The sequence below is a fragment of the Bacillota bacterium genome, assembly GCA_024655925.1.
Classification (GTDB): Bacteria; Bacillota; DTU025; order DTU025; family JANLFS01; genus JANLFS01.
This window is the reverse complement of record JANLFS010000040.1, coordinates 1-26,532: the sequence shown is the minus strand read 5'-3', so window position 1 is coordinate 26,532 and position 26,532 is coordinate 1. Positions and strand designations below refer to the sequence as shown.

Annotated in this window: 27 protein-coding genes; 3 read left to right on the top strand and 24 right to left on the bottom strand. The window is 59.7% G+C overall.

The window, feature by feature from the left end:
* The 11 genes from NUW23_07925 to NUW23_07875 all read right to left on the bottom strand — a co-directional run.
* A partial coding sequence (locus NUW23_07925; protein ID MCR4426099.1) for an ATP-binding cassette domain-containing protein occupies window positions 1-399 on the bottom strand: 399 nt, incomplete at its 3' end.
* Window positions 400-724: 325 nt separating this feature from the next.
* A complete protein-coding gene (spoVG, locus tag NUW23_07920) occupies window positions 725-982 on the bottom strand; it encodes a septation regulator SpoVG (GenBank protein ID MCR4426098.1) in 258 nt (85 codons plus the stop codon).
* A 124-nt stretch (window positions 983-1,106) separates the two neighbouring features.
* A complete protein-coding gene (locus tag NUW23_07915) occupies window positions 1,107-1,877 on the bottom strand; it encodes a nucleotidyltransferase family protein (protein ID MCR4426097.1) in 771 nt (256 codons plus the stop codon).
* Window positions 1,878-1,886: 9 nt separating this feature from the next.
* Window positions 1,887-2,588: a GntR family transcriptional regulator gene (locus NUW23_07910; GenBank protein MCR4426096.1), complete on the bottom strand. Its 702-nt coding sequence runs from the start codon at window positions 2,586-2,588 to the stop codon at window positions 1,887-1,889.
* Between the two features lie 10 nt (window positions 2,589-2,598).
* On the bottom strand, window positions 2,599-3,579 hold the full coding sequence (ispE, locus tag NUW23_07905) for a 4-(cytidine 5'-diphospho)-2-C-methyl-D-erythritol kinase (protein ID MCR4426095.1): 981 nt from the start codon (window positions 3,577-3,579) through the stop codon (window positions 2,599-2,601).
* Window positions 3,580-3,587: 8 nt separating this feature from the next.
* Window positions 3,588-4,793, bottom strand: a complete 1,206-nt coding sequence (locus tag NUW23_07900; GenBank protein ID MCR4426094.1) for a D-alanyl-D-alanine carboxypeptidase — start codon at window positions 4,791-4,793, stop codon at window positions 3,588-3,590.
* Window positions 4,794-4,954: 161 nt separating this feature from the next.
* On the bottom strand, window positions 4,955-5,923 hold the full coding sequence (locus NUW23_07895) for an ATP-binding cassette domain-containing protein (protein ID MCR4426093.1): 969 nt from the start codon (window positions 5,921-5,923) through the stop codon (window positions 4,955-4,957).
* Window positions 5,923-6,933: an ABC transporter ATP-binding protein gene (locus NUW23_07890; protein ID MCR4426092.1), complete on the bottom strand. Its 1,011-nt coding sequence runs from the start codon at window positions 6,931-6,933 to the stop codon at window positions 5,923-5,925. Before NUW23_07890 ends, NUW23_07895 begins: the two co-directional genes overlap by 1 nt.
* Before the next feature lie 33 nt (window positions 6,934-6,966).
* Complete coding sequence (locus NUW23_07885; protein MCR4426091.1) at window positions 6,967-7,881, bottom strand: ABC transporter permease; 915 nt, start codon at window positions 7,879-7,881, stop codon at window positions 6,967-6,969.
* A 6-nt stretch (window positions 7,882-7,887) separates the two neighbouring features.
* Entirely contained in the window at window positions 7,888-8,817 is a 930-nt protein-coding gene (locus NUW23_07880) for an ABC transporter permease (GenBank protein MCR4426090.1), read from the bottom strand.
* Window positions 8,818-8,930: 113 nt separating this feature from the next.
* Window positions 8,931-10,535, bottom strand: coding sequence for a peptide ABC transporter substrate-binding protein (locus NUW23_07875; protein MCR4426089.1), 1,605 nt, complete (start codon window positions 10,533-10,535; stop codon window positions 8,931-8,933).
* Between the two features lie 220 nt (window positions 10,536-10,755).
* On the opposite strand from NUW23_07875, the gene NUW23_07870 reads away from it, so the two are divergent.
* Window positions 10,756-11,196 (top strand): DMT family transporter, encoded by a 441-nt coding sequence (locus NUW23_07870; GenBank protein MCR4426088.1) that lies wholly within the window; start codon window positions 10,756-10,758, stop codon window positions 11,194-11,196.
* 15 nt (window positions 11,197-11,211) lie between these two features.
* On the opposite strand, the gene NUW23_07865 is transcribed toward NUW23_07870, so the two are convergent.
* Window positions 11,212-12,111, bottom strand: coding sequence for a sugar kinase (locus tag NUW23_07865; protein MCR4426087.1), 900 nt, complete (start codon window positions 12,109-12,111; stop codon window positions 11,212-11,214).
* Window positions 12,112-12,245: 134 nt separating this feature from the next.
* Here NUW23_07865 and NUW23_07860 point away from each other — a divergent pair, with 134 nt between their 5' ends.
* A complete protein-coding gene (locus tag NUW23_07860) occupies window positions 12,246-13,130 on the top strand; it encodes a phosphatase PAP2 family protein (GenBank protein ID MCR4426086.1) in 885 nt (294 codons plus the stop codon).
* Here NUW23_07860 and NUW23_07855 read toward each other — a convergent pair.
* The 9 genes from NUW23_07855 to NUW23_07815 all read right to left on the bottom strand — a co-directional run bounded on the left by NUW23_07855 (window position 13,102) and on the right by NUW23_07815 (window position 22,234).
* Window positions 13,102-13,770, bottom strand: a complete 669-nt coding sequence (locus NUW23_07855; protein ID MCR4426085.1) for a TlpA family protein disulfide reductase — start codon at window positions 13,768-13,770, stop codon at window positions 13,102-13,104. The genes NUW23_07860 and NUW23_07855 overlap by 29 nt on opposite strands.
* Before the next feature lie 132 nt (window positions 13,771-13,902).
* Window positions 13,903-14,625, bottom strand: coding sequence for an amino acid ABC transporter ATP-binding protein (locus NUW23_07850; protein MCR4426084.1), 723 nt, complete (start codon window positions 14,623-14,625; stop codon window positions 13,903-13,905).
* Window positions 14,618-15,277, bottom strand: coding sequence for an amino acid ABC transporter permease (locus tag NUW23_07845; protein MCR4426083.1), 660 nt, complete (start codon window positions 15,275-15,277; stop codon window positions 14,618-14,620). Before NUW23_07845 ends, NUW23_07850 begins: the two co-directional genes overlap by 8 nt.
* Before the next feature lie 90 nt (window positions 15,278-15,367).
* On the bottom strand, window positions 15,368-16,114 hold the full coding sequence (locus NUW23_07840; protein MCR4426082.1) for a basic amino acid ABC transporter substrate-binding protein: 747 nt from the start codon (window positions 16,112-16,114) through the stop codon (window positions 15,368-15,370).
* An 83-nt stretch (window positions 16,115-16,197) separates the two neighbouring features.
* The gene (locus NUW23_07835) at window positions 16,198-18,669 is read right to left on the bottom strand and encodes a DEAD/DEAH box helicase (GenBank protein ID MCR4426081.1); all 2,472 of its coding nucleotides are present in this window, start codon (window positions 18,667-18,669) and stop codon (window positions 16,198-16,200) included.
* A 20-nt stretch (window positions 18,670-18,689) separates the two neighbouring features.
* The gene (gene phoU / locus NUW23_07830; GenBank protein ID MCR4426080.1) at window positions 18,690-19,361 is read right to left on the bottom strand and encodes a phosphate signaling complex protein PhoU; all 672 of its coding nucleotides are present in this window, start codon (window positions 19,359-19,361) and stop codon (window positions 18,690-18,692) included.
* 15 nt (window positions 19,362-19,376) lie between these two features.
* Window positions 19,377-20,138 (bottom strand): phosphate ABC transporter ATP-binding protein PstB, encoded by a 762-nt coding sequence (gene pstB / locus NUW23_07825; GenBank protein MCR4426079.1) that lies wholly within the window; start codon window positions 20,136-20,138, stop codon window positions 19,377-19,379.
* Window positions 20,139-20,144: 6 nt separating this feature from the next.
* Window positions 20,145-21,503 (bottom strand): ATP-binding protein, encoded by a 1,359-nt coding sequence (locus NUW23_07820; protein ID MCR4426078.1) that lies wholly within the window; start codon window positions 21,501-21,503, stop codon window positions 20,145-20,147.
* The gene (locus tag NUW23_07815; protein MCR4426077.1) at window positions 21,500-22,234 is read right to left on the bottom strand and encodes a response regulator transcription factor; all 735 of its coding nucleotides are present in this window, start codon (window positions 22,232-22,234) and stop codon (window positions 21,500-21,502) included. Before NUW23_07815 ends, NUW23_07820 begins: the two co-directional genes overlap by 4 nt.
* 161 nt (window positions 22,235-22,395) lie before the next feature.
* Here NUW23_07815 and NUW23_07810 point away from each other — a divergent pair, with 161 nt between their 5' ends.
* On the top strand, window positions 22,396-23,307 hold the full coding sequence (locus tag NUW23_07810; GenBank protein MCR4426076.1) for a YncE family protein: 912 nt from the start codon (window positions 22,396-22,398) through the stop codon (window positions 23,305-23,307).
* 96 nt (window positions 23,308-23,403) lie between these two features.
* Here NUW23_07810 and NUW23_07805 read toward each other — a convergent pair whose 3' ends face one another.
* The 3 genes from NUW23_07805 to NUW23_07795 all read right to left on the bottom strand — a co-directional run.
* A complete protein-coding gene (locus tag NUW23_07805) occupies window positions 23,404-25,014 on the bottom strand; it encodes a DUF3794 domain-containing protein (GenBank protein MCR4426075.1) in 1,611 nt (536 codons plus the stop codon).
* A gap of 61 nt (window positions 25,015-25,075) precedes the next feature.
* Window positions 25,076-26,323, bottom strand: coding sequence for a peptidoglycan-binding protein (locus NUW23_07800; protein ID MCR4426074.1), 1,248 nt, complete (start codon window positions 26,321-26,323; stop codon window positions 25,076-25,078).
* On the bottom strand, window positions 26,290-26,532 hold a 243-nt coding region (locus NUW23_07795), incomplete at its 5' end, for a hypothetical protein (GenBank protein MCR4426073.1). The genes NUW23_07800 and NUW23_07795, both read right to left, overlap by 34 nt.

The following is a 26,532-nucleotide window of genomic DNA, read 5'->3' as shown; positions in this document are numbered from 1 at the left end:
GCGAATGGCCTCCACAATCTGGTTCCCCACCGTGTGCACCGGCGAGAGCGAGACCATCGGCTCCTGGAAGATCATTGCGATCTCGTTGCCTCTGATGCTCCTCATGACCGGGCCGAGAGGGTTTAGAGTGGCGATGTCGATCACGCCGGCCTTCCCCTGGTTGTACAGGATCCTGCCTTTATGAATTTTCCCTTTCGGTTTCGGAAGAAGTTGCATAACGGAGAGTGCAGTAATGCTCTTGCCGCACCCGCTCTCGCCCACCAAACCCAAGACTTCCTTGCGCCCGACCTCGATGGAGACACCATCCACCGCGCGGACAACGCCCTCCTCAAGAACGAAATAGGTGTGAAGGTCTTCCACGCGAAGAAGGGTTTCGTCCTTTAAGGCCAACGCGCTCATGCAACGAACCTCCGCTCAAGATGCTGGCAAAATATACCCCCCCTAGTGGCACAAAAAAGCCAGAGTATGAATTTTCATACACTGCCTTCACGCTATTCGCCCGCCACTTGCATGGCTGCTTAGGGGGCTGGGATGCGGCGTGGGCTCGCGGTCTAGAAAGAGGGCAGTCTGCAGTCGCGTGAGTCAACGCCTACACTGCACATATTTGATGTCTGCCTTCGGATTCCTCCTGACCGCCCAAAGAATTTGCATCCAGCGAGTGGGGATTGCGCCTTCTGAAGGAAGAACCCCGCGCCGGGGATGACGCGGGGCATCGGGTTGAGGTTCATTCCTCCAACTGGTTGTAGATCCTGAGGATGGCCTCCTCGATCATATCTCGAGCAGCTTGAGTGACTGGATGAGCGATGTCGCGGAATTCGCCGTCAGGGGCTCTTCTGCTCGGCATCGCGACAAACAGGCCCTTCTGGCCTTCGATGACTCGGATGTCCCTGACCACAAAGGCGTCGTCGAACGTGATGGACGCAATCGCCCTCATTTTGCCGGGCGTGTCGACCTTGCGCACTCTGACATCTGTGATGTTCACCCCGCGACCACCTTTCCGTGAAGTACAATGAGAGCACCGTGCCCTCATGTATTCTACGGATTCCAGGAAAACCCTCCAAGTTCAGTGCATTTCCCGTATCGTGAGGTGAGATCTCGAGGCAAACCTACCTCCCAGCCAGCACCTGCCGAGCAAGAGCCAAGTCACTCGGCTTGTCTACATCCACCCCGATCTCCGCGTACGGTGAGATGATGCCGCGGCCCTGAAGCCCCAGCCACTCCTCTACCTTGCGCTCCACATCACCTATGGTCAACCGGCCGAAGGCGAACCGGAGCATGAGCTTGAGCCCCAGCATCCTGAGGAGCTGAAATGGCTTCTTTCGGAGTTTTACTGCCTCCGATATGATGTCGCGGTTCCTCGCCACCACTTCCGGGTCGACCATGAAGACGTTACCCCCGGTCATCACCCCATCAGCCATTTTTACATACGTCCGCTTCACCCCGGGGAACTTCGCTTCGTTGGTAGACCGCAGCACAAGCGCATAATGCACCGCGGCGGGCTTCTTCTCACACCTTGCTACGAAATCGTCGAGAGCCTCGCCGGTTATGAACGGGATATCCCCTGTGACTACTAGGGCTTTCTTCCCCACTGGGACGTTTCCGAGGCCAGCCATCAGATTCTCTACGATGGAATCACGCCGTTCCACCAGCGAAACCCGGTTTGCCCAGCCTGCGCTGTGTATGATAGGCCGCAGGGCATCTACCGGCCCAACCACGGTCACGCGATCCACAGACCTGGCACACAGGACTCCCGCGAGCACGTAGTAGAGCATTGGCTTCCCGCCGACATCGATCGCGGCCTCGTACTTCTCGGACGACACCGCCCCGAGGGCTCCATCATTGTCTGCCCCGGCGAGGATGACAGCATCGACTCGCATCGACACAGACTATTTCCCCCTGTCTTTTATCTCCTTCTTCATCGCATCCATGAGGCTCTTCTCCGCACTGTCCATGTGCTCTCTCGCGGCCTGTCGGGCGAGGTCCGGATCTCTCTGGGAGAGAGCCTGCACTATCTTTCTATGCTCTTCGAGGGCTTTCTTCATCCTGCCGGGATAGGAAAGTGACGTAGTCCTGTACCTGTGGATCTGCTCCCGGAGGTAGCTGACCATCTGTGAAAGCCGGGTGTTCCTCGCCCCTCGGAACAAAACGTCGTGGAATTCCACATCCGCCTTGACCACTGCGTCCAGGTCGTTCTTTTCCATCCTTCGCCCAATCTCCAGGAGCAACGCTTCGAGTTCCTCGAGTTCCTCATCGGTGATCCGCTCAGCCGCGAGCTCAGCAGCGAGTTCCTCCAAGGCGCCGCGGATCTCGAATACGTCTGAGATCTCCTTGAGGGAAAGCCCGGCAACGTATGCTCCTTTCCTGGGCATCATGACTACGAACCCCTCGAGTTCGAGCTTTCGAATGGCTTCTCGGACCGGAGTCCGGCTCACCCCCATCTCCTCGGCCAACTGCGTCTCCATGAGCCTCTCGCCCGGCGCGAGTCGCCCGGAGATGATCGCTTCGCGCAACCCCTCGAAGACTATCTCCCGAAGCGGCTTGTAGTTGTCCAGCTTGAGCCGAATCGCCTGTTCGTTTCGCTCATCCATCAGAAGCACCTCATTCGAGGATTGAGGGCCGTTGCCCTGCAACCGTCCCAGTCAGTATTATCTCACACTCCGGTCTTGTGGCGCGGATGACTTCAGCAGCCCCGGCTGCGGCGTCCCCAGATGGGAAAAACCCAAACACAGTCGGCCCGCTTCCGGTCATACAGGCCCCACACGCTCCCGCCTCGAGCAGTCCCCGGCGGACCGCAGAGATCTCGCCTGACAACTGGGCAGCTGCCACTTCCAATACGTTGAAGAGCAAAGAGCACACCGATTTGATCTTCGCCTTGACCATGTCGGGCCCGGACCCATTCCGATGAGGCCCGGTCATCGCCTGGCCGGCACCACCCGCCCCAGCAACCCCTCCGAGTTCCTCAACCAGAACCTGGGTTGCGTGGCGAGCGCGCTCCTGTTCCTGGAGGGACCTGGGGGGCTGGGCGTTCCACAGCCGGTATACTTCGCGAGTAGGTACTGCCACCTTCGGCCTCACCAGCACAACAGGCACCCCCGAAAGCGGCGGAACCGGGGTAAGGACCTCGCCGGTGCCTCTCGCCAGCGCCGCCCCACCCACGATGCAGAACGGGACGTCCGCTCCGATGGCCTGCCCGACAGCTCTGAGATCGGCGTCACCTAGCGGAGAACCGAGAAGGCTGTTCAGCGCCACCAGCACCGCTGCAGCGTCTGCGCTCCCACCTGCGAGACCAGCCGCCGCGGGTATGTTCTTCCTGATGGAAATGGAAACACCGTCCCGGGCACCCACACGGGACAGAAAGGCTGAAGCAGCCCGGTGGGCAAGATTGCAGGATCCCCCCGGCACTTCGGGAGAGTCCGTCACGACCTCGACGCCCGCCCCCGGGCGCCCTACGAGGTTCACCGAGACTTCATCGGCAAGGGCGACCTGATGCATGATGGATTCGATGTCGTGATACCCGTCTGGCCGCCGACCCACGATATCCAGGGTCAGGTTGATCTTCGCCCGGGCGAGGATTTCCATTTCAGTGCCTACCCCATCCGGAATAGACTCGAAAACAACCTGGCGATGGCCCTAAAGAAGCGGACGATGAGGCTGGCCCGCGGGACATCTTCCGCAGCAACCGCCGGTGTGATCCCGATCCGCTCCCCGTAGGCATCCACTGCCACGATTTGCCCGACAGTTTGTCCTTTCTTGATCGGAGCCTTAAGTTCCTCCTTGATAGGCTCGATCCGCACCGCCACTTGTGCTGCTGTCCCCTTGGAGACGAGGGCCGAGATGGACGCCTGTGCAGCAACGGGGACTTCGCGTCGAGCCGCGGACGGGACGTTGACCGTCCCCACTTCAGCCCCGGCCTCCACGACCTGCACCCGCTCCAGGCATCCGAACCCGTAGTCCAGCAGCTTGGCGGTCTCAGACACGCGCTCCTTCTCGGATCCCGCTCCCATGACCACCGCGATGAGCCGGGTGTCTTCTCTCTTCGCCGTCCCCGCAAGGCAGTAACCCGCCTGATCGGTGTACCCGGTCTTCAGCCCGTCCGCGCCTTCATACGACACTATCAACCGGTTAGTATTGAACAGGTCATACGTTCCCCCGCGCATCTTCCCTATCCAGGTGCTCGTCCATCCAAGGATCTCGGGGTGGCGGACCGCCTCCCGCGCCATCACAGCGATGTCCCGGGTGGTTGTGTAGTGATCTGGGTTGTCGAGGCCTTCGGGGTTCGCGAAATGTGTGTTCTCCATGCCCAGTTCCGAAGCGCGCTTGTTCATCAGAGCGACGAAGTCGTCCACGTTCCCTGCGACGTATTCGGCCAAGGCGAAACACGCATCATTGGCGGACCTGATGGCGGCAGCTGCGAGCAGTTCGCGGACTGGGACTTTCTCGTTGTGGCGCAGGTACACCTGCGAGCCCCCCATGAGCGACGCAGCCGCACTCACGGTGACGATATCGTCCAACGAGATCCGGCCTTCTGCGACGTGTTCCACCACCAGCAGCACAGTCATTATCTTGGTTATGCTGGCTGGTGCGACCTTCTCGTCCGGGTTCTTCGAGTAGAGAACCTGGCCAGTCTCCGCGTCCAGTAGTACTGCGGATCTGGCATTGATATCCGGCGCCGCCGCCCGAGAGGCGTATGCCACAGACAGGCCTGGCACGAGGTGGAGGAGGATCGACAAGAAGGCGATCAATAAGGCCGTTGCTGTAATTCCGCGACTTGTGTTGTTCTTCGAAGACGACACGGTAGCACCTCTTCTTGAGTCGACTATCAGCTGTAGATTTGCCTCAGAGCCCCGGGCCTACTCGGGTCCCCGCCCTGCCGCCACGCAACATGTGCGCGCACCAAAACAAAAGCCGCCCGTGCGGCTCGCCTGGGCGGCCCGGGACGCTCGGCCTCACTCAGCTACCCGATCAGGTGACAGGCGACGTAGTGCCCCCCCATATTGAGAAGGGCGGGATCTTCCTCTCCACATCTGGGCATGGCATATGCGCACCTGGTCCTGAACCTGCATCCCGGAGGAGGATCGATCGGGCTCGGGACATCCCCTTCGAGGATAACAGGCTGCCGCCGCGCCTCCACGTCAGGATCGGGGATGGGAATCGCAGACAGGAGTGCCTTGGTGTACGGGTGCTGGGGGTTCTTGTATAGACTCCGGCTATCCGCAAGCTCCACTATCTTGCCCAGGTACATCACTGCGACACGGCGGCTCGTATGTTTAACCATAGACAAGTCGTGGGCAATGAACAGGTAGGTTAACCCTCGCTTCTCCTGCAACTCCTCCAACATGTTGATGATCTGGGCCTGGATCGACACGTCGAGAGCCGAGATGGGTTCATCGCAGATTATGAAACTCGGATCTACCGCGAGTGCCCTCGCCACCCCGATCCTCTGTCGTTGCCCTCCACTGAACTCATGCGGGAACCTGTTGACGTGCTCCGGGTTGAGCCCCACAGTGGCCAGGAGCTCCCCGATCATCTCCGTCCTGGCCTTCCCCCTGGCAAGCCCGTGGATGTCTATGGACTCCCCGATGATGTCGCCCGCCGTCATCCTGGGATCCAGTGACGCATAAGGGTCCTGGAAGATCATCTGCATCTTTCGTCGAACTGCGAGCATCTCCTGCTCGGATAGATCAAAAACCGACACACCGTCGAATATCACTTCTCCGCCTGTGGGCTCGTAGAGCCTGGCTATCGTCCGGCCGGCAGTGGTCTTTCCACATCCACTCTCCCCGACTAGCCCAAGCGTCTCTCCTTTCTCAATCTCGAAACTTATGTCGTCCACGGCTTTGAGCGTTGCCCGACGCCCTCTGAACAACCCACCGCCGATGGTGAAGTACTTCTTGAGGTTCTTCACCTGAACCAGGGCCGCCATCACGCCACGCCCCCTTTCCTCACCCGTACGTGGGCGGGGGCCATCGGGTGCTGGAGCCAACATGCCACCTGGTGCCCATCAGCCACTCTGACATACGCCGGTGGCTCCTCCTGACATATCCTCATCGCGTGGTCGCACCTGGGGGCGAACGGGCAGCCGGTGGGCGGCTCGATGAGGTCCGGCGGCTGGCCGAGTATCGGCACGAGCTTTTGTTTGGACACCTCGTCGAGCCTGGGCACGGACTTGAGAAGGCCCCAGGTATATGGGTGCTGTGCGTTGTAGTAGACGTCGCGCACACTGCCCGACTCCACTATCTTGCCGGCATACATCACAATCACCCGGGAGGTGAGCCCGGCCACAACTCCGAGGTCGTGGGTTATCAGGATGATGGCGGTGTTCAACTTGCGCTTGAGCTCCTTCATGAGCGTGATTATCTGCGCCTGGATGGTGACATCCAGGGCGGTCGTGGGTTCGTCCGCTATGAGGAGTTTGGGGTTGCACGACAGGGCCATTGCGATCATCGCACGCTGCCTCATCCCCCCACTGAATTCGTGGGGGTAGGACGCAATCCGTCTCTCGGGGGATGGAATCCCCACCATCCTCAGAAGCTCCACGGCTCTTGCGCCCGCCGCTGGGCTGGAGAGCTTCTGGTGGAGCCGTAGGGTCTCCACCATTTGCGTCTTGATAGTGAGCACGGGGTTCAAGGAAGTCATTGGGTCCTGGAATATCATGCCGATCTCGTTGCCGCGGACGTCCCGCATCTCTCGTTCCGGGAGCCTAAGCAGATCACGCCCATTGAATACGACCTCCCCTTCCCCTATGACTCCAGGCGGAGGCACAAGCCGCATTATGGAGAGAGCGGTTACGCTCTTGCCGCATCCTGACTCGCCCACGAGGGCGATGGCTTCTCCGGCGTCCACGTGAAAGCTGACGCCCCTCACAGCCTGGACTTCGCCTACATAGGTGAAGAACGAGGTCTTGAGATCCCTTACTTCCAGCAATCTCTCCAAGGAGAATTCCCCCTTCAGGTGTGGGCGAGCCTCTTACTTGCGCTGCTTGGGATCCAGGGCGTCTCTGAGTCCATCCCCCAGGAAATTGAAGGCGAACATCGTCACGCTGATCGCGGCCGCCGGGAAGAAGAGTTGCCATGGGTACGACCTGAACCCGCTCAGGGCATCAGAGGCCAGCACCCCCCAGGACGCCATCGGCGCGTTCACGCCTAGCCCGATGAAGCTCAAGAATGCCTCGGTGAAGATGGCCCCCGGGATGTTGAGTGTCGCAGTGACGATTATGGGGCCCATGGAGTTCGGGATGAGGTGGCGGAAGAGAATGCGCCACCTGCTCGCCCCCAGTGTCCTCGCAGCTAGGACAAAGTCCTGCTCCTTGAGGGAGAGTATCTGCCCTCGGACGATTCTGGCCATTCCCAACCAGTAGACCGCACCCAGGGCGATCAGGATGTTCTGAAGTCCGGGCTTCAGGATAACCATTAGGAGGATTACGTAGAGCAGAAGCGGGATAGCGTAAAGTATCTCTACAATCCGCATCATGACGTTGTCCACTTGCCCGCCGTAGAACCCGGAGATCCCACCGTAGATGACACCCACCGTCAGATTGATGAGACTAGCCAGGATACCAACGGCGAGGGATATGCGCGCACCGTACATGATGCGCGTCAAGAGGTCGCGGCCCAAGTCATCGGTGCCGAGCCAGTGCGCACGGCTGATGAACTGGTTCTGGTCCAGAAGGCTCTGATCAGAATAACTGTAAGGCGAAAGCATGGGCCCGAACACCGCTGTCAGAAAGATGAACGTGATCACAGCCAGTCCCGCCATGGCCATCCGGTTCTGTTTCAGTCTCCGCCAGGCATCCTGCCAGTAGGTAACGCTGGGCCGGACGAGGGCCTCCGCCTTCTCGATGTCCTTCGCTACCGGCGCAAAAAGGTCATGTGAGAACTCCACAGCCCATCACTCCCTGACCCTGACCAACTTGATCCTGGGGTCCACGTACCCGTAGGCGATATCCACAAGGAAGTTCAGGCCCACGAGGAGGATGCTGTAGAACACGGTCACCCCTAGGATCGTCGTGTAGTCTCGGTTGTAGATGCTCGTCACGTAGTAGCGTCCCAGGCCGGGTATGGCGAAGATACTCTCCACCACGAAGCTTCCCGTAAGGACATTCGCAATGAGAGGGCCCAAGTAGGTGACCACGGGCAGGATCGCATTCTTCACCACATGGCGGTATATCACCACGAACCATGCAAGCCCCTTGGCCCTGGCCGTCCTGATGTAGTCCTGGGAGAGTACCTCGAGAGTGCTAGACCTTGTGAGTCTTGCGAAGAACGCCGTCGGGAACCCGGACAGGGCGAGCATCGGCATGATGGCGTGCTTGGGAGTTCCCCACAGGGCCGCCGGCAACCATCGAAGCTTGACCGCGAAGACATACATGAGCAGAGTGGCCAGAACGAAACTGGGAACCGACACTCCGATAATGGCGGCGGCCATCACCACGTTATCCTGCCATCTGTTCTGCTTTATGGCGGCGATGATACCCGCCGGCACTCCAACCGCCAACGAAAACACGATGGCCAGCGCGCCGAGTTTCGCTGACACGGGGAAGCCTTCGTTTATGATGTCGTTGACAGTCCTTCCCTGGTGTTTGTACGAAGGCCCCAGATCCCACCTTATGAGGTTTCGCATGTAGTCCACGTACTGCTTCCACAGAGGGTCATTCAACCTGTACCTGGCCTCGATGTTCCGCTTGATCTGGGGTGCGAGGGCTTTCTCCCGTGTGAATGGCCCTCCTGGTATGGCATGCATGAGAAAGAAGGTCGCAGTGGTGACGACGAAGACAACCATGGCCACTGAAACGAGCCTGCGCAGGATGTACGCGAGCAAAACCCATCAACTCCCATGTGGTGCCAGCGTCGGAGGTGTGCACGGGACACCCGCGCACACCTCCGTACACAGCTGCGCGTCTTATCGCACGGGCATACGCCTTTCCAATCACTCTATCGCTCGAGAACGTAAGCCTTGGAGAAGTCGACGAAGCCCAGAACCGATCTCCCGACACCCACGAGCCAGTCCTTGCACATGTAAGGATTGGTGTAGAAGTAGATCGGCATGATCGGCATGGCATCCATCAGGATGGCCTCGGCCTCGTGAAGCATCTTCATTCGGGTGGCAGGGTCCGCGGTTCTCTTCGCGCGGTCGATGAGGTCGTCATACCTCTTGTCACCCCAGCCGGTGTCGTTGTTGCCGCCGTCCGTGATCCACATGTCCATGAAGGTCATAGCGTCCAGATAGTCACCGATCCAGCCAGCGCGGGCGACCTGGAAGTCGCCAGCGTCACGCGATGCCAGGTAGACCTTCCACTCCTGGTTCGTGAGGACCACGTTGATCCCCAGGTTCTTCTTCCACATTTCCTGTATGGCTTCAGCGATCCTCCTGTGGCCCTCGTGGGTATTGTACAGAATGCTCAGAGTCGGGAAGCCCTTGCCTCCGGGATAGCCCGCTTCGGCCAGGAGCTTCTTTGCAGCTTCTAGATCCTCCTTGAAGTAGTTACCGCCGACCTTCCTGAAGTCTGAGCCTGGGGCGGCGTCCGGCAGCCCATATGGAGTATACGCAAAGGCTGGGGTCTGGTAGGCCCGGGTTACGTACTTGATGATGGCCGCCCGGTCTATCGCCATGGTGAGTGCCTTCCTTACGCGGGGATCATTCACCGGCGGTTTGTTCACGTTGAACATGTAATAGTAGGTGCCAATATAGGGCGAGAACTTGAGCAAGCCCTCCCGCTCCAACCTGGGCATCTCTGTGGTGGGAGGGTCCTCGGCCATGTCGATCTGATCGGTCTCGAACATAGAAAGGACGGTATTACGGTCATCGATCAGGTACATGATGACCTTCTCCAGCTTCACATTGGCCGCATCCCAGTAGTTCGGGTTTTTAACAAGTTCCAGGACGGAGTTGTGCTCCCACTTCGCCACCTTGAAGGGCCCGTTGCCTATGTAGGTCGCGGGGTTCTGAAACCAGCCCGTCGGATTTGCCTCAACGACCTTGCGGTTCACAGGCATGAGCGTCGGGAACGCGCATAGCGAGAGGAAGTAGGCGGTCGGGTGCTCTAACCTTACCACGAGGGTGTAGTCGTCGGTGGCTTTCACGCCGACCAGGGAGGCATCCTTGATTGTGCCCTCGTTGTACGCCTGGCCGTTCTTCAGGTACCACAGCTGTATCGCGTACTCTGAGGCAGTCTCGGGGGCCAGGGCACGCTTCCACGCCCACTCGAAATCATGAGCGGTGAGCAGGGTCCCATCGGACCATTTGGTCTTCCTGAGCTTGAAGGTGTAGAGAGTCCCATCAGGACTGATGGTCCAAGACTCTGCAATGGCTGGCCGGGGTGTGTCTTTTTCATCCAGCCTGGTGAGGCCCTCGAAGCAGCTCAGCTCGACAATGGCCTCGGGGATGCCGGTGGACATCGCCGGGTCGAGCGTCTCGGGTTCCGCCCCCAAGTCGTAGGAAGCGACTTGGTTCTTGGCAAGTCTCTGCGCGGTCGCCCCTATGGGCAGAACAGCGAGCACCATGATGGAACACACAAGAATGGTCAGCAACCTCCGCATGGACCTAGGCCTCCTTTTGTTTTGATCTTGGCAAACCAGTATGAGTGCCAATGTTTGCACCAGTGGGACTTGTCGCCCACTGTCCATTATTCTCTCTTGTCGTTACAAATCCTTCTTGCGTGCCTATTGCCCTGTTTGACACTATTCCGCCTTTTGGTGCGCCGGCCGATCTGGGCAGACTACGAGGCGTGGGGAGTCTCTGTCAGATGGAGGTAGGGAGTTGCGGATTCTGAGTCTTGCCCTTCTCGCGGCGGCGGTGAGTGGCGTGGCGATGGCGTTCCAGGGTGTGGTGAACGCTGCAGCGTCCCGTGTGATTGGCCTTGTCGAGACTACATTCGTCGTGCTCCTGTCCGGAGCAGCCGTCACTGGAGTAGGGTTGATCCTTGGATTGGGAGGAGGGGGCCTAGGCAAGATAGGTTCGACCCCCTGGTGGGCCCTTCTGGGGGGCCCTGTCGGTCCCATCATCACTTTCGCGGTGGCCTACGGAATCCGGAAAACAGGCGCTGTGAACGCCACCACCGCGATAATTGTAGGGCAGATCGGAATGGCTGCCATTATCGACCATCTCGGTTGGCTCGGGGCAGAGAAACTGGCCTTCAGCCCGTTCAAACTCGTGGGCGTGGCTCTGCTCGCGGTGGGCGCCCGGATACTGCTGGGTTGAACTGGGCAGCCTGAGTCAAGCCCGCCGGGCTCGAGCTCCCTGTTGCCCTGCGACCATCGCCCCCATCTCGTTGCCCTGCTCAAGCGCCTTACGCAGGTCTTGCGTCCGGGAGTACTCCAAGACGAACCCGGCATCGAAGGCATCTCCTGCCCCGGTAGTATCGACGGCCAGCGTGGGGATTGCATCCAGGCGAACGCGTTCCCGCACCGTCTGGTGCGTGCCCCGCCGCATGCCCAGGCATCCGTCGGCACCCAATTTCAGGGCCACGACTTCGAATTGCGCGAGAAGGCTCTCAGCTATCTCTTCTGGACCGTCGAGCCCGGTCATGGCCCGGCCCTCGTCGATGTTTGGCAGGATTGCCGTAGCGCCGGCGCACAGATCCCGGAAAGCGTGGCGCCCAACCTTCCTGATGAACGCGTAGGCCGCCGGGTCCACCGAGACAGGGATCCCGTGCGACACTGCCACCTCAATGCACATTCGGGCCGCAGCCGCCGGGCCACTCTCGAAGAAAGTGTATCCAGAGATGTGCACCCATTCGGCCCGCGCGATGACTGCCTTCGGAACATCCTCCGGCGAAAGCCGGGCGTTCGCACGGCGATCACAGATCATGTCTCTTTCCCCGCCGTGGCCCACAATCACCCCGACCCTGCCAGTGTCGCATTCGGGGTCGCGCGCGAGGAACAGCCTCACACCCTCCGCCCGAAGTTCCTGCTCGACCGCCATTCCGATGGAATCGGCACCGATCCTGCCCACAAGTGCGGACTGGCGACCTGCCCTGGCGACCCACACCGCGAAGTTCGCTGCGGACCCTCCCCCAGAAAGCTCGATCCGTCCCACGGTGTCCGTGCGTGGGTTTCTCTGGTCCGGAAAGCTGAAGTACACGTCAACCATGATGTCTCCGACACTAACGATCAAGAGAGCCCCTCCAATCCGCGGCAGAGACCCGCGAGTTCCTTTTGTCGTCCGTCTGGGTCTGCCCATCTGTCCAATCGGTCAATGGAGGATTCCACGCAGAGGCGCAGAATCATCAATAGCGGAGGTGGTGCATATTGGCAGGGCCGGCAGTCTTTGAGTTCTTGCGCGGCCTCGCAACGCCCGCGTTGGACTCAATCATGAAGGTTATCACGAACCTGGGTGCAGACACTTTCTATATGGCAGTCATACCAGTCATCTTCTGGTGCGTGAGCAAGCCGTTTGGGTTCTCCCTGGGGATGGTCACCGCGGTGTCTTCTCACTTCAACATCCTTTTGAAGTTCGCCTTTCGCGTTCCTCGTCCCTACGTGACATATCCCCATCTCAATGCCCCGGAGTTTCTGCTCAAGACAGGGACCGGGTGGTCTTTCCCGAGCGGCCATGCGCAGGGGACCGCCACATTCTGGACTTATGTCGCGGCATCTGTCAAGAAGCGCTGGGTAACCTGGGTGGCCGCGGTTGTGATCGTGCTGGTTTCGTTTACCCGAGTGTACGCGACTGTCCACTACCCCTCGGACGTGGTCGTCGGGGCGGTGCTGGGCATCGCCGCGGTACTTGTCTTCATCTGGGCGCAAGAACGCCTCGCGCGCTCGAATCCCATACCCTCCATAGGAGGGAGAATAGGAGCATCCATAGCCGTTCCTGGCCTGGTCTTCCTGGTCTCCTCCTTCGACCCCAACCTCGCGTCAGAGTCCGCGCAGACTCTCGGGTTCGTTATGGGTCTCGGTATCGGATATACACTGGAAGAGGCTTACATCCGCTACGATGTGAGGGCAGCCCTGCCTGTACAAGTGCTCAAAGCCCTCCTGGGCCTGGGCGTCCTCATGGGCCTCAGGGTGGGGTTGAAGGCTATCCTTCCTCCTGCCCCCTTCTTCAGCGTGTTGAGGTACGCGGTAATGGCGTTGTGGGCCACCTACGTCGCTCCCCTTGCCTTTAAGGCCCTGTTCCCTGCGCGTTCTTGATGGCGCGGACCATATCCGCGTAGCTCATCGCGCCGACCCGGAAGTCCCTGACCACGCCCTGTCCATCGATGACGAAAGTGGTGGGGACTGCCGTCACCCCGTACTCGCGGGCCAAATCCCCTTTGGGGTCGAGGAATGTGGGCACCGCGAACCCGCTGGACGAGAGGTAGCCTTCGACAGTCTTAGCATCCTGGGAGACTGCCACTGTAACTACTGCATACCCCGCGTGCTCACACTCCCGGTGCAACTGATCGAGAGCAGGCATCCGTGAAAGGCACGCTCCGGATGTGGTCCGCCAGAACACCAGGAGCACGACCCTTCCCTCGAAGTCGGACAGGCTTGCCCGGACACCCTCATGAGATCTGACCGAGAACCCGGGAGCAGGATAGCCCACAGACGCCCTCTCCGGAAGCTTCCACCCATCAGGGTGTTCAGCACCCTCCCCGTCATTGCGCCCCCAGCCCCCCAGGTGGTGAAGGCTCAGTCCGCCTTCACCGGGCCACCCCAGCAGACCTTGCGCCACCGCGGCGACGATCCCGGCACCGGCGAGGCAGGCCGCGAGGAGCAAAAGGCTTCTGGAGCGCCCTCCAAGTACCCGTTTCACCATGCGAGAGAACGTAGAGAACGTATCCCTGAACACGGACGCGATCCCCCCTCCACGCATGTTTACGCCAGGGTGGGATCGCGTTATGTGTATTCCGCTTCGGTGTACGAAGCCCTAAACACCCTGCCAGCACACGCCTGCCCCGGACAGCCACGTCCGCCCGGGCCCTCACAGAACCTTGCTCAGAAATGACCTCGTTCTCGGGTTCTTGGGGTTTGTGAGGAGAGCCTCCGGCTCACCTTCCTCCACGATCATGCCCTCGTCCATGAACAGGATCCTGTCGCCCACCTCGCGCGCAAAGCCCATCTCATGGGTGACAACCACCATTGTCATGCCTTCCTTGGCCAGGTTCTTCATGACATCCAGCACCTCCCCGATCATCTCGGGGTCGAGTGCGGACGTGGGCTCGTCGAACAGCATCACCTTCGGGCGCATGGCAAGAGCACGGGCGATCGCCACCCGCTGTTGCTGCCCTCCGGAGAGCTCCTCCGGATAAGCATTCTCCTTCTCAGGTATGCCAACCTTGGCAAGGAGTTCTCTCGCCCGGGCCCGGGCCTCTTCAATCGGGAGTTTCCGCACTTTGACCGGGGCGAGGGTGATGTTGTCGATCACCTTCAGGTGGGGGAAGAGGTTGAACCGCTGGAACACCATGCCCATTTCGGTTCGGATCTTGTTCACATCTACTAGAGGGTCAGTGATCAGCTTGTCCTCAAAGTATATCTCACCTCGGGAAGGCGTCTCCAGAAGGTTGAGACATCGCAAGAAAGTGCTCTTCCCGGACCCCGAAGGCCCGATGACCACCACGACCTCCTGTCGCCTGACCACGACGTCTATGCCGCGGAGTACATGGTTCCGTCCGAAGTACTTCTCGAGGCGGACTGCCCTAATCAACCACCTTCAGCCTCCTCTCGGACCACCGGACCAGTTGGGATATGGCCAGGGTCATGACGAGGTACATTATGGCCACGACGCTGTACACCTCGAATGGCCGGAATGTCCTTGTGATCACGATCTGGCCTTTTCTGAGCAACTCCTCCATGGCTATGACGGAAACCAGCGAAGAGTCCTTGAGCATTGCGATGAACTCGTTGCCGAGAGGCGGGATTATCCTGCGGAAAGCCTGTGGGAAGACGACATACCTCATCGACTGGTTGTAGGTGAGTCCGAGAGACCTCGCCGCCTCGTTCTGCCCCCTGTCTATGGACTGGATCCCCGCCCGGACGATCTCAGCGATATAGGCGCCACAGTTTATGCCTAATGCCGAAAGCGCCGCAATCATGGGAGGAACGGGGCGCCCAATGATCACAGGGAGCCCGAAGTAGACTAGGAATATCTGAACCAGGAGTGGAGTGCCCCGGATGAAGTCAACGTACACAGTGGCGACAAGACGCATGACGTGGTTCTTGCCTACCCTCGCGATGCCTGTAAGCGAGCCTATTACGAATCCGATGAGAACTGAGAGGATCGCAAGCTCGACAGTCATCAACGCGCCTACCAGCAGCGCCGGCATCACGCGGGGGATCATTGAGAAGTCAAGATCCACGGTTACTCCTCCAGTTTGTGTCGTCCGGGAAGGTATACACGTTTAAAGGGCCGTGCGCCGGCTCCGGCGCACGGCCCGGACGAGGACGCTCTAGTTCGTTCCGGCAAACCATTTCGAGAAGATCTCGTCGTACTTGCCGGAGGCCTTCACTGCCGCGAGGCCCCTGTTGATCTTCTTCAGAAGTTCGGTGTCTTTCTTTCTCACCGCAATTCCGTAGTACTCGAGAGTGAACGGGGATCCGTACTTAATGTCCTTGTATTCCTTTGCCAGCTCCGCCGCGACCCCTAGATCGATGACCGCCGCCGCGGCCCCGCCGTTCCTGACTTCCTGGATGGCCTCAGGGGTGGTGCTGAACCTCTTGACGGTAGCTCCCCGGACCTCAGACGCCGCGAAGTCACCCGTGGTTCCGATCTGGACCGCGACCTTCTTGCCTTGGAGGTCGTCTATGGTGTTGATGGAGGTGTCCCGGGCCAAGGTGACAATTACCTGACCTGCCGTGAAGTACGGGTCGGAGAAGTTGATAGCCTTGAGGCGCTCGTCCGTGATGGTCATAGCCGAGATGATGACGTCGTAGTTGCCCGCAATGAGCCCGGGGATGATTCCATCCCACTGGACACTGGTTATCTGGACGTCCATGTCGATGGCATTGCCTATGGCCCGGATCAGATCCATGTCGAACCCGGCATAGGCGCCCGTCTTTTCATCCTGGAACTCGAAGGGCGGGTAAGTTGCGTCAGTACCAACACGAAGAACCGGCTTCGCCGCGCCAAGTGCAGTGGCGCCAAGCATGAGCGAGAAAGCAATGCAAAGAGACACAATTGCGAGGGCCTTCTTCATCGGAATCACACGCCTCCTGAGTGTTCGGATATTGTCGCATAATTATACAATGGGCCTACACTGAAGTCAATGGCTAACAGCTGTTACCTGAGTGTGCCCATCATCTTCCTGATCCTGCGCTCCACCCCCTCTGGAAGCGGTTTTACGGTAACCGGGACGGCTTCCTCATCCCCAGGCTGGTTCTGATCCTGCCCGTCCTCTGAGGCTCCTCGGCCCCAAAGACTCACGGGCGGGTGGACCGGGATGTATGGTTCGCGCTCGAGGAGATTATGGAGTATTACAAGCGCAGACTCTTTGTCTGGGATCCTTCCCCTCGGCGAGGTGTCAGGATCTAGCTGCGCGAAGGGGGGTATCGGGGAACCCACACACGATGGGCAGCCATTGTCACACGAGCAGTTCTCAATCAGGTTGAGACAGGCCTCCATCACTTCCTCAACCATCTGATAGGCCTTCTGGGCGAACCCCACACCTCCCTGGTGTCTATCGTAGATGAACAGGGTGGGCACCCCTGTGTTCGTGGAGTCTACGACTTCGCCGATGTCCATTGGATCGCACATGGCGAAGAGGGGCACTACAGCGGATGCCGCATTCCCGATTCCTATCAGGCCTTCTGAGGGAATCCTACCGTATTGTGCCACAAGCTTCAAGGTGTTCTCGGGGAGCGGGAGCCAGAAAGCTGTGGTAGACAGCTCGTTCGCCGGCAGGTTTATCTTGCCGAACCCGATACTATCCCGTTCGTAGAACTTGATCTTCTTGAACATGAAAGTGAGACTGGTGACTGTGACATCGCCGAATTCCGGCTGGCACTTGCGCCAAGCCTTGGCCTGGTCCCGCTCTACTACCTGAACCCGGGTCTCGGTCACACTTTGTGTGAAGTAGTCCACGTCCGCTTTGTGAATGTATGCAACCTTCTCCTCCACGTTGAGGTTCTCGACAAGGTAAGTCTCGCCGTCGTGAATGTAGACAGCTTCAGGATGCACTTGGGAGAAGGCCGAGAGCTCGTCAATGGTCCCGATCACCCGGTTTCCGTCAGTCGTGTCCACAATGGTGTAAGTATCGTCGGACACGCTTCGAAGGCGGACATCATTCGCCGGGAATCCCCTGCCTATCCAGCGCCACCCTTGCCTGGTGGGCATGATGTCCCCTTTCTCCACGAGCAGCTGCAGAAGGGCGGGGGCGTACTCACCGAACTTGTCCAACTCAGACCGGGAGATCGGCATCTCCATCGCTGCCGAGCGCAGATGTCCCCAGAGGATGTAGGGGTTATCGGGGTTGGTGATGGCGTGCTCGGGGGACCGGCCGAAGAAGTACTCAGGGTTGCGCATGAGGTACTGGTCTATCGGAAGATCGTGCGCAACAAAGACTGTGAGCGATTCATGCCCCTTCCGCCCCGCCCGTCCAGCTTGCTGCCAGGTGGAGGCGATAGTCCCTGGATACCCCACGATCAGACTTGCGTCTAGAGTGCCGATGTCCACCCCGAGTTCAAGAGCGTTAGTTGAGACCACTCCCAGTAGTTCACCGGAGAACAACTGCTTTTCGATTTCTCGGCGTTCCGATGGAAGGTACCCGGCCCGGTAGGGCTTGATTTTCCTCGCAAGGGACGGAGCTGATTCCAGAAGGCTCTTCTGCGCGTACCTGTAGATGAGTTCCGCCACGACCCTTGCCCGCACGAAAACAATTGTAGGCACCCCGTCCTGTATGAGGCGGACCATCAACCTCTCGGCCTCGGCGTTGGAGCTACTCCGCTCCATGGACCCGGTGATCCTGGGGGGGTTCCAGAATACGAACTTCCTCGCCCCTCGTGGCGCCCCGTCGTTATCCACTACCCGCACGGGCCTGCCGGTAATCTTCTCCGCAAGCTCCCCGGGATTGGCGATCGTGGCCGAGCAGCAGATGAAGACTGGCTTGGACCGGTAGTGCCGACACACCCGTTCGAGTCTCCTCAAGACGTTCGCCACGTTGGACCCGAAAACGCCGCGGTACGCATGGATCTCATCCACCACAACGAACCTCAGGCCTGAAAAGAACCGGTACCAGCTCGGGTGGGAAGGGAGGATCCCCTGGTGAAGCATGTCCGGGTTGGTGAGTATTATGTTGGCGTTCTCCCGAAGTCTCTTCCTTGTCGTGTCGGGTGTATCGCCATCGTACGTACCGGATCTGATAGGGAGGTCCGGATCAAGTTCCAGGAACCGTGCAAGCCCCCTCTGCTGGTCCTGGGCAAGCGCCTTGGTGGGAAAGAGGTAGAGTGCAGTCCCTGCCTGCTCCGCCATGAGCGATTCGATAACGGGAAGGTTATAGCAGAGCGTCTTGCCGCTCGCGGTCGAGGTTACTACCACCACATCCTCCCCGCGCCGGACGAGGTCTATAGCGGTGGCTTGATGCGTGTAGAGAGACGTGATGCCCATCTGGCTGAGCACCCGGCGGAGAGCCGGCGCGAGTTCGGGTTCGAGTTCCCCGTACTGGGCCTGCCGTTCGGGTATGGTCTCAACCCAGACAGCTTGTCCGCGGTAGTCTCGGGCTGCGCGAAGAGAGTCAATGAACCGGGATGCGTCCAAGATCCAGTCCTCCGCTCTCGCTAGGTTGATGGCTGCTTGTTGAAGCGGACCCTCGTTCCGGTGACTGCGAAAATCGTCCGCTCTGCGACATTCGAGGCATGGTCCGCAATCCTCTCGAGGTCCCTGGCTACGAACAAGAGGTTGATCGCTTGCTGCCCCCTGGCAGGGTCATCGCACCTCATCACGTAATCTGCTAGTTCATCGAAGAGCGCAGCGTAGATCTCGTCCACCGGGTCGTCCATCTTGCCAACGCGCTGAGCGAGTTCGGTGTCACGGCGGACGAAAGAATCGAGGCTCTGCCTCAGCATGTTCTGCGCCATCTGCGCCATCTTCGGGATGTCCACAAGAGGCTTGATCAGGGGGGTATGGCCGACTCTGAGCGCCACCTCCGCGATGTTGGTGGCGTGGTCACCCATTCTTTCCAGGTCCGTGGCAATCTGGACTATGGCGCTGATGAGCCGCAAATCCCCCGCGAGCGGGGCCTGAAGCGCAATTGCGTGCATGCACGACTGTTCGATAGCTTCCTGCGCGTCGTCGATGGAGTCGTCGAATTCAACCACCTTTCGCGCAAGGACCGTGTCCTGCTCCGCGAGGGCCCGCACTGCGTTTGACACGGTCTGCTCCACCATGCTGCCCATCCGCAGTATGGACTGCTGGAGTTCCTGAAGCTTGAGATCGAAAGGGTGTCTCATCAGCCAGATCCCTCTCTAGCCGAACCGGCCGGTGATGTAGTCCTCGGTTCGCTTGTCCCGCGGGCTCTCAAAGACCTGGGTGGCAGGCCCGAACTCTACCAGATCACCCGCGAGGAAGAACCCCACATCGTCGGATATCCTTCCCGCCTGTTGCATGTTGTGGGTAACGATGACCACAGTATATTCCCGCTTGAGTTCAAAGATGAGGTCCTCGATCTTCGATGTGGATATCGGGTCCAACGCTGAGCACGGCTCGTCCATCAGAAGCACCTCGGGTTCCACTGCGAGCGCCCTTGCTATGCAGAGCCTCTGCTGCTGCCCGCCGGAGATGCCCAGCGCGGACTTGCTGAGACGGTCGCGGACTTCATCCCAAAGCGCCGCCGCGCGCAGGCTCTTCTCTACAATGGCATCGAGTTCAGCCCTGCTTGCCACCCCATTGACCCGAGGGCCGTAGGCCACGTTGTCGTAGACTGACATCGGGAATGGGTTGGGTTTCTGGAACACCATCCCTACCCTCCGCCTGAGGCTCGCAACGTCCACCGACGGGGCGTATATGTTCTCCCCTTCTATCAGGACCTCACCTTCCACCCTGGCTCGATCGTGAATGTCGTTCATCCGGTTCAGCGTCCGAAGGAATGTGGACTTGCCACAACCTGACGGTCCAATCAGGGAGGTGACAGAGTTCCGTCGCACCTTCATGTTTATGTCCCTCAGAGCTCTGAAGTCTCCGTAGTAGAACGAGAGGTTGCGAGTCTCGATCTTAATGCCCTGTGCCAATCGCCGTCAGCCCTCCGATCTCGCTAGGGGAACCGTGAACCTGAATACGCTCCCCTGCCCTACGGTGCTCTCCACGGTGACGGTTCCCCCCTGCCGCTCCACCGCGTGCTTCACCAGCGCAAGCCCGAGGCCGGTGCCTCCGAGATCTCTGGAACGCGTCCTGTCCACTCGGTAGAATCTCTCGAAGATGCGCGGCAGGGCGTGCGCAGGGATGCCGATTCCCGTGTCGGAGCATGAGACAGTGACGAACCCGTCTTTCGCAATCGCGGTGAGCTTGATCTCTCCACCCTCAGGGGTGTACTTGATACCATTCTCGATCAAGTTGTACAGGACCTGCTGCAGCATGTCGGGATTTCCCCAGACCGCAGGCAGGTCCGGCTCTATGGCGTTCTCCACGCGGATTGACTTCTCCGCCGCCCTCACGCCAAGTAAGGCCACGGTCTCCGCAGCAACCTCAAACAAGTCGACACGTTCAAAGGGCGGAAGCGACCCACTTGCCTCCAGCTTGGATAGGTCCATCAGATCATTGATGAGCCGGGCGAGTCGCTCGGTGTCCCGGTCCAGTATGGTGAGAAACCGCCGGCAAGTGTCAGGGTCATTCATGGCCCCATCCAGGAGCGTCTCGACAAACCCCCTGATGGACGTGAGCGGCGTTCTCAGTTCGTGAGACACATTAGCCACAAAGTCCGCACGCACTTGTTCCAGGTGTTTGACTTCCGTGACGTCCCTGAGGATTATGATTGTGCCGGCGGTTGGGCCCTCTCCCCGCCGGACCGGTGCAGCTGTAGCTCTTAGGACCAGTTGCTGTTCGCGCAAGACAGGTATTTCGGCTTCTCCCACGTCACCGCCAGCCAGAGCACGGTCCACCAGGTCAGCGAGTTGGTGCTCGCGCAGTATCTCCAGGATGTGCTTGCCCGACATGACCCTGTAGCTCGTGCCCGTGACTCGCTCCGCGGCCGGGTTTGCCAGGACAATCCTCCCCCGGGCATCCGTTGCAAGCAACGCGTCCGGCATGCCCAGAACGAGTGCTTCGAGGTGACTCTTCTCGAGTGCGAAGGCGTCAAGTCTCTCAGATATGGCCGCGAAAGCCAGGTTCAGGTCCTTGGCGACAGCGGAGAGTTCCCTGGGTCCGGCCGCCCGGGCCCGTCTGGACAGATCCCCCGAGCGGGCGGATACGCAGACATCCCTCAACCCCTCAGCGGCCCGCACTGTGTCCCACACGGAGAGGATTGAGATAAGGAGGGCAATGACAAGCAGAGCAGCAGCAGGCACATGGTAACCCGAAATCCCGGCGAGTACTGCGAGAGTGCACAGACCTCCGGAAGCAGCAGTCCTACCTACCACGGATGAGATCCACTGTGTCATCTCCCCGCCCCCGGTTGGGGCGTCTTTGTCGGCCCCAGGTGTTCTGCGAACCTGTACCCGACTCCATGAACAGTCTCGATGCACTGAGGGTCTCCGCCTGCATCCCCGATCTTCTGCCTCAGCCTCCGCACATGGACATCCACCGTACGTGTGTCACCGAAGTACTCGTACCCCCACAGTTGGTCCAGGAGCACGTCACGGGTGAACACCTTGCCGGGGCTTTCGGCAAGTGTTTTGAGGAGATCATACTCCCTGGGAGAAAGCGTAATCTCAGCCCCTGCCACCTCGACCTTGTGCTTCATTGGGTAAACGAATATGTTCCCGGCGGTGATCAGCGGCTCCGAGGCAATGCTCGCACTCGGCCTGAGTCTCCTGGCGATTGCCCGCACCCTCGCCACGAGCTCCCGTGGGCTGAACGGCTTGACCACGTAGTCGTCCGCTCCCAGTTCAAGCCCGAGTACCCGATCTATTTCATCAGTCTTCGCGGTCAGCATGATAATGGGAACTGATGATTCTTGTCTGATGACGCGGCACACCTCGTACCCGTCCATCCCGGGCAGCATGACATCCAACACGATGATGTCGGGTTTGCCCTGCCGCGCGGCGGCAAGAGCCTCTCGGCCGTCGGACGCGACATCGGTGGCAAAACCTTCTCTTTCCAGGTTGAACCTGACAAGTTCGACGATGCTTGGTTCGTCATCTACTACGAGCACCTTCAAAGGTTGCTCCAATATTCAAGACCTCCCCTCCCGGACACACCGGGCGCCTTAGTATTCGTGCATCGAGCCACGATTCCTCCACAGAAACGCAGGGGATATCCTCCTGCTTACTAGGCGCGCCCGGGCCTCCGGCCACATAGTATGAGGAGTGCAGAACGGGAGGAGGCACAGCGGTGCTCAAGGCCTATGTTGCATGCTTTGGCGCTGACGCGGTCTATGTGCTGGATCCGGTGATGGCCGACCTTCTGGGTCCGCCTGTGGCAACGGGTAAAGGCCCACTCGGACTGGACATTCTTCCGAATGGGCATAGACTCTATGTGGCGAATATCCTGGGCAACAGCGTCAGCGTACTGGACACGAGGACTGACACGGTAATCGCATCGATCGACCTTACGGCGAGCGCATACCCGGCCGCGGCCCCGTCCACGGTCGTGGCGTCCCCCAGTGGCCTCGCCGTGTATGTGCTCTGCGGAGGGGATGAACCACAGGTCGCCATAGTAGATCCGCTTGAGAACACGGTCGTGGGATCGATCACACTGCCCCCTGGGACCATTCCTCGAGACATGGCGCTTCACTCGGGGGCACTCTGGGTCACTGATTCGGTCAACGGAGAGATAGTCGTGTGCAACATCGAGGCACAGGTGTCACTTGAGGAAACCATCCCAGCTCCTAAGGTGGGAGCTATTGCCGGTTGCCCTGCCTGCTCTTTCCTGCTGTTCACAGCGCCTACCTCCATCGGTCTGCTGGACGTAACCCGCCGGTCGGTTGCACGCGATGTAATAACTGCTACCACCGCTCCAGAGATGCTTGTACTGGATCCCGAAGGGCGGACCGTCTACCTGACTGACTCCGGGGCCGAATCGGTGCAAGCGTATGATGTGCGCACGAGGACGCGGCTGTTCTCTATCGGTGTCGAGAAGCATCCAGAAGGCATCGACCTCGCCCGGGGTGGCCGTCTCGTCGTGGTGACCGGCCCCTCTGACGACACAGTATCTCTCATTGACACGCTGTGCCGGATGGAACTCGAACAGGTGAAGGTTGGTGCGGCCCCTAGACGCGTGAGAATTCTGAGCACGCTTTCCTAGCATGGGCGGGTCCGTACAACCCCGGCAGCGCCTCGGTGTCACCCCCATCTCGGAGGTAAGCCACCGGGCGCTGCCGGGAGCGCAGGACTGCGGGCGCTACAGTCTGGCGGGTATGTAGATCTTCTGCCCGCAGGACAAGGTGTCCGTAGGGGACATATTGTTTGCCGCCGCGATCCTGTCTGGGGGAACACCGTACCGCTTGGCGATCCGGCCCAGGGTATCACGGGGGCCAGCCACGTAGAAAGTCATCGAGTACGGGTCGAGCCTGACTGGGGTCACCATTTCTGCAGAGGTTACTACTGCAACCGCCCTCTCGCGCAGGACGGACACGTCCACGCGGACCACGGCCTCCAGTTCCAGTTTGGAGGGGGCGGGCCTCTCAAGGCGTAGCCCTTCCACTGCGGCGGACACAAGGACTCTGTCGTCCTCCTCCACCCCGGCAACGTCCGCCGAATCTGAGAATTCAACTGGGACGTCCACGGCAAATGCGGTGGGGAATTGACCCTCCTCGTCTTCTGCCACGTCCCCGAAGATCGCATGTGCCGCAATGGAGCCCCTCACAGCCACCTCACCGTCGAACAGCTCTGCAGATGTCAGACAGACAGCGCCGCGGGTGGAGCGGACCTCCTCCATTCCCGAGAGTGCTCTTTGTTCCTTAGCAGCATGGAGCGAGACAGACTCCTCTACTGTAAACTCCAGGCGTTCCTCGGCCACCACTTGATCAGTGACGACCGTTTCGGTCTGTGCATCCACGATCTCGGTTGATTCCGATATGATGTCCGTTATCACGCTGATCCTACGCGACTCCGCAACCGTTGCAGAAATAGAGAGCACACCCTCGAGGACAAGCGTGCGCGGCGGATCCGGAGTGACTGCAAGACGTGACAGAGTGGCGGACGCCGTGACCTTCATACCTTTCCTCGCTTCCGGAACCTCAAAGGTCTTGCGGATTCCAATCCGGTCGTAGGAGAGTATGTTCACCGCCGGCACGCCCCTTGGAACCGCATATGCCGCCTCCACAGCTATCTCGGCATCTACGGTCACCCGACCCTCGCTCACAGTTGTGCCCACGATCCTGGCCGCCCCGGCCGCCCCCACCTGAGACCGACTGTTGCCGAGCACCGGGTAGTCCTCAGGAAGCTCAAGGGTCTCGGACAGTGGAACATCATCCGAAACCGTGGCAACTTCCTGCTTCACACACACTTCATCGGTAAGGACGGACACACGCGACCCGCCGGACGCCTGCACGGACACCGCGGCGTCCACCGTTCCGCGCTGAATCAGGTCAACGCGGACAGCGAGTGCGGCCGTGAATGAGATCCCCCTAGGACCCGTGCTCTCAGCCGAGAACTGAACCAATCTTACATCGGCTTCGGCGTCCATCCCGGGGGTCGCACCCGGAACCGGGATCGTGGCTTCGAACCTGGGTTCGTCCAGAGAAGCGCCATGGACTGTCCCCGGCTCCCCATGGGAGATGTAGAGAAGGCGGGAATGGATGTGCCCTTCAATCCGTACTTCTCCCATGTTCGATTCCACCATGTTCACGACCGGGGTCCCTCCGGCCCACAGCACGACCTCTGACTCCGCGCCTGACATGTCTGGCAGGTCAGAGGGCAAAGCCGCAGATCTCTGGAGGCTGATCTCGGCCAGACCCTGTCCCGCTAACCTTGCGATCGGAAGTTCTCTCTTCTCGAGCTGGATTCCCACTTGTTCCTCCCCCCTGGCGATGGCGGATCAGTCCACCTTCCATCAAACTATATGCCGGGGGTCACATGATGATGAACCTGTGCGCGATTTCCGCAAACACGTCGTGCCGGGCTGTATCAACCCCCCTGAATGCTACTCCCAGAATATTGAGCCTGTTCACCATGTGGAGCTTGGAGCCGACACTGATACTGTCTTCGTGCCACACTCGTCTCCTTACACCCTTGGACCTGTAGAAGTAGTATGGAACGGAGGAGACTTCGTCTCGGCCTTCCCGCACTACATGCCTGACTCTGAGCTTCGAGAGCGCCTCCGAGTCCAGGTCTTCAGGGGACCCGTTGCCGGTCGAATATGGGCAGACTCTGATGCACGCGATAAGCTTCCATCTTGGCACCACCCGGCACATGGAGACGGTAGCGTCCCAGAATGTAAAGGGATTTCGGTGATCAGCCACCACAAAGTCGGCTATCTGGCCTATGGCCTCGAAATCATAGCCCAAGACCTCCGGAGTGCTGCGGGTTTGCTTGGTAAACGCAGGTACACAGACCCCCAGTTTCAGCCCTGCCCCGGAGCACTCCCGGGCTAGCTCTCGAAGGAACCTCACCAGTGCCCACCAGTCGTTTTCGCAGACCCTTGCCAGATCAACGAGCACACCGGCGTACCGGGCCGAGACCGCCCCTCGCACCACCTTCTCCACCTGTTGTTCCCGGTGGGCGCGGTTTCGATCGTGGAGGAAGGTTCCAGTGCAAGTGGGGTCCTGTACGGTGCCATACTGGTCGAGTGTGTCGGTCAGAATTGCCAAAGAGGCGCGCCCCTGGTTCATCTGGACGACACTTCCGTCTGGAGCAAGCCGGAAGCACGGGCGCGCAATCTCCGTCCACCTGTTATTCTCCCAGGCCGCTCTCACCGTCGGAGTCGAGGCCCTTGACCCTGCAATGGCGATAGCGGCCCGTCTATGTATGGCGAGCCTCTCCCCGGTGTAAACTCGCTCGAATCGCTTCCGCGCGTTCGCCTCAATGATGGCTTCAACCGTCGTTCCCCGTGTGCGAGCTATTGACGAAAGGGAATCGCCCTCCCCTGCACATACAGCCATTCTGAGGTTGGGAAGATCCTGGGAGAGAAGCCGTGCAACCTCCGGGCCGGCAATGCCATCCACAGAGAGTCTGTAGGCGGCTTGGAGTTCCCTCACCGCTTCCCGGGTGAGGATGCCATACCGGCCGTCGGGCTCACCTGGGTCAAAGCCTAAACACGCCAGACGCTCCTGAAGTCTACGGACTTTCACCGGAGAAAGAAGTGGTTTCCATATATCCATGGCCGATATCTCCCGAGCACTATCCGCTCCACCTCCACCCGGTAGACACCCGGCCCGGGGAGGCGCACTTCTGCTCCCCGGTCTATGCCTTCCCAGATGCGCCGTCCATCGCGGATGACTCTTATCAGTCCAGGTGAGCCGGGTACTGATGCGACGAGCGTCGCGCCTTTCTCATCGTCGATGATCTGGGCGTAGATCTGCTTCGACGA

Coding starts and splice junctions, on each gene's coding strand:
- NUW23_07915 (MCR4426097.1), bottom strand. CDS start 1,877: ATGCGAGTCGATGCTGTCATCCTCGCCGGGGCAGACAATGATGGAGCC.
- NUW23_07800 (MCR4426074.1), bottom strand. CDS start 26,323: ATGGATATATGGAAACCACTTCTTTCTCCGGTGAAAGTCCGTAGACTT.
- NUW23_07910 (MCR4426096.1), bottom strand. CDS start 2,588: ATGGATGAGCGAAACGAACAGGCGATTCGGCTCAAGCTGGACAACTAC.
- NUW23_07820 (MCR4426078.1), bottom strand. CDS start 21,503: ATGACACAGTGGATCTCATCCGTGGTAGGTAGGACTGCTGCTTCCGGA.
- NUW23_07875 (MCR4426089.1), bottom strand. CDS start 10,535: ATGCGGAGGTTGCTGACCATTCTTGTGTGTTCCATCATGGTGCTCGCT.
- NUW23_07840 (MCR4426082.1), bottom strand. CDS start 16,114: ATGAAGAAGGCCCTCGCAATTGTGTCTCTTTGCATTGCTTTCTCGCTC.
- ispE (MCR4426095.1), bottom strand. CDS start 3,579: ATGGAAATCCTCGCCCGGGCGAAGATCAACCTGACCCTGGATATCGTG.
- NUW23_07895 (MCR4426093.1), bottom strand. CDS start 5,923: ATGGCGGCCCTGGTTCAGGTGAAGAACCTCAAGAAGTACTTCACCATC.
- phoU (MCR4426080.1), bottom strand. CDS start 19,361: ATGAGACACCCTTTCGATCTCAAGCTTCAGGAACTCCAGCAGTCCATA.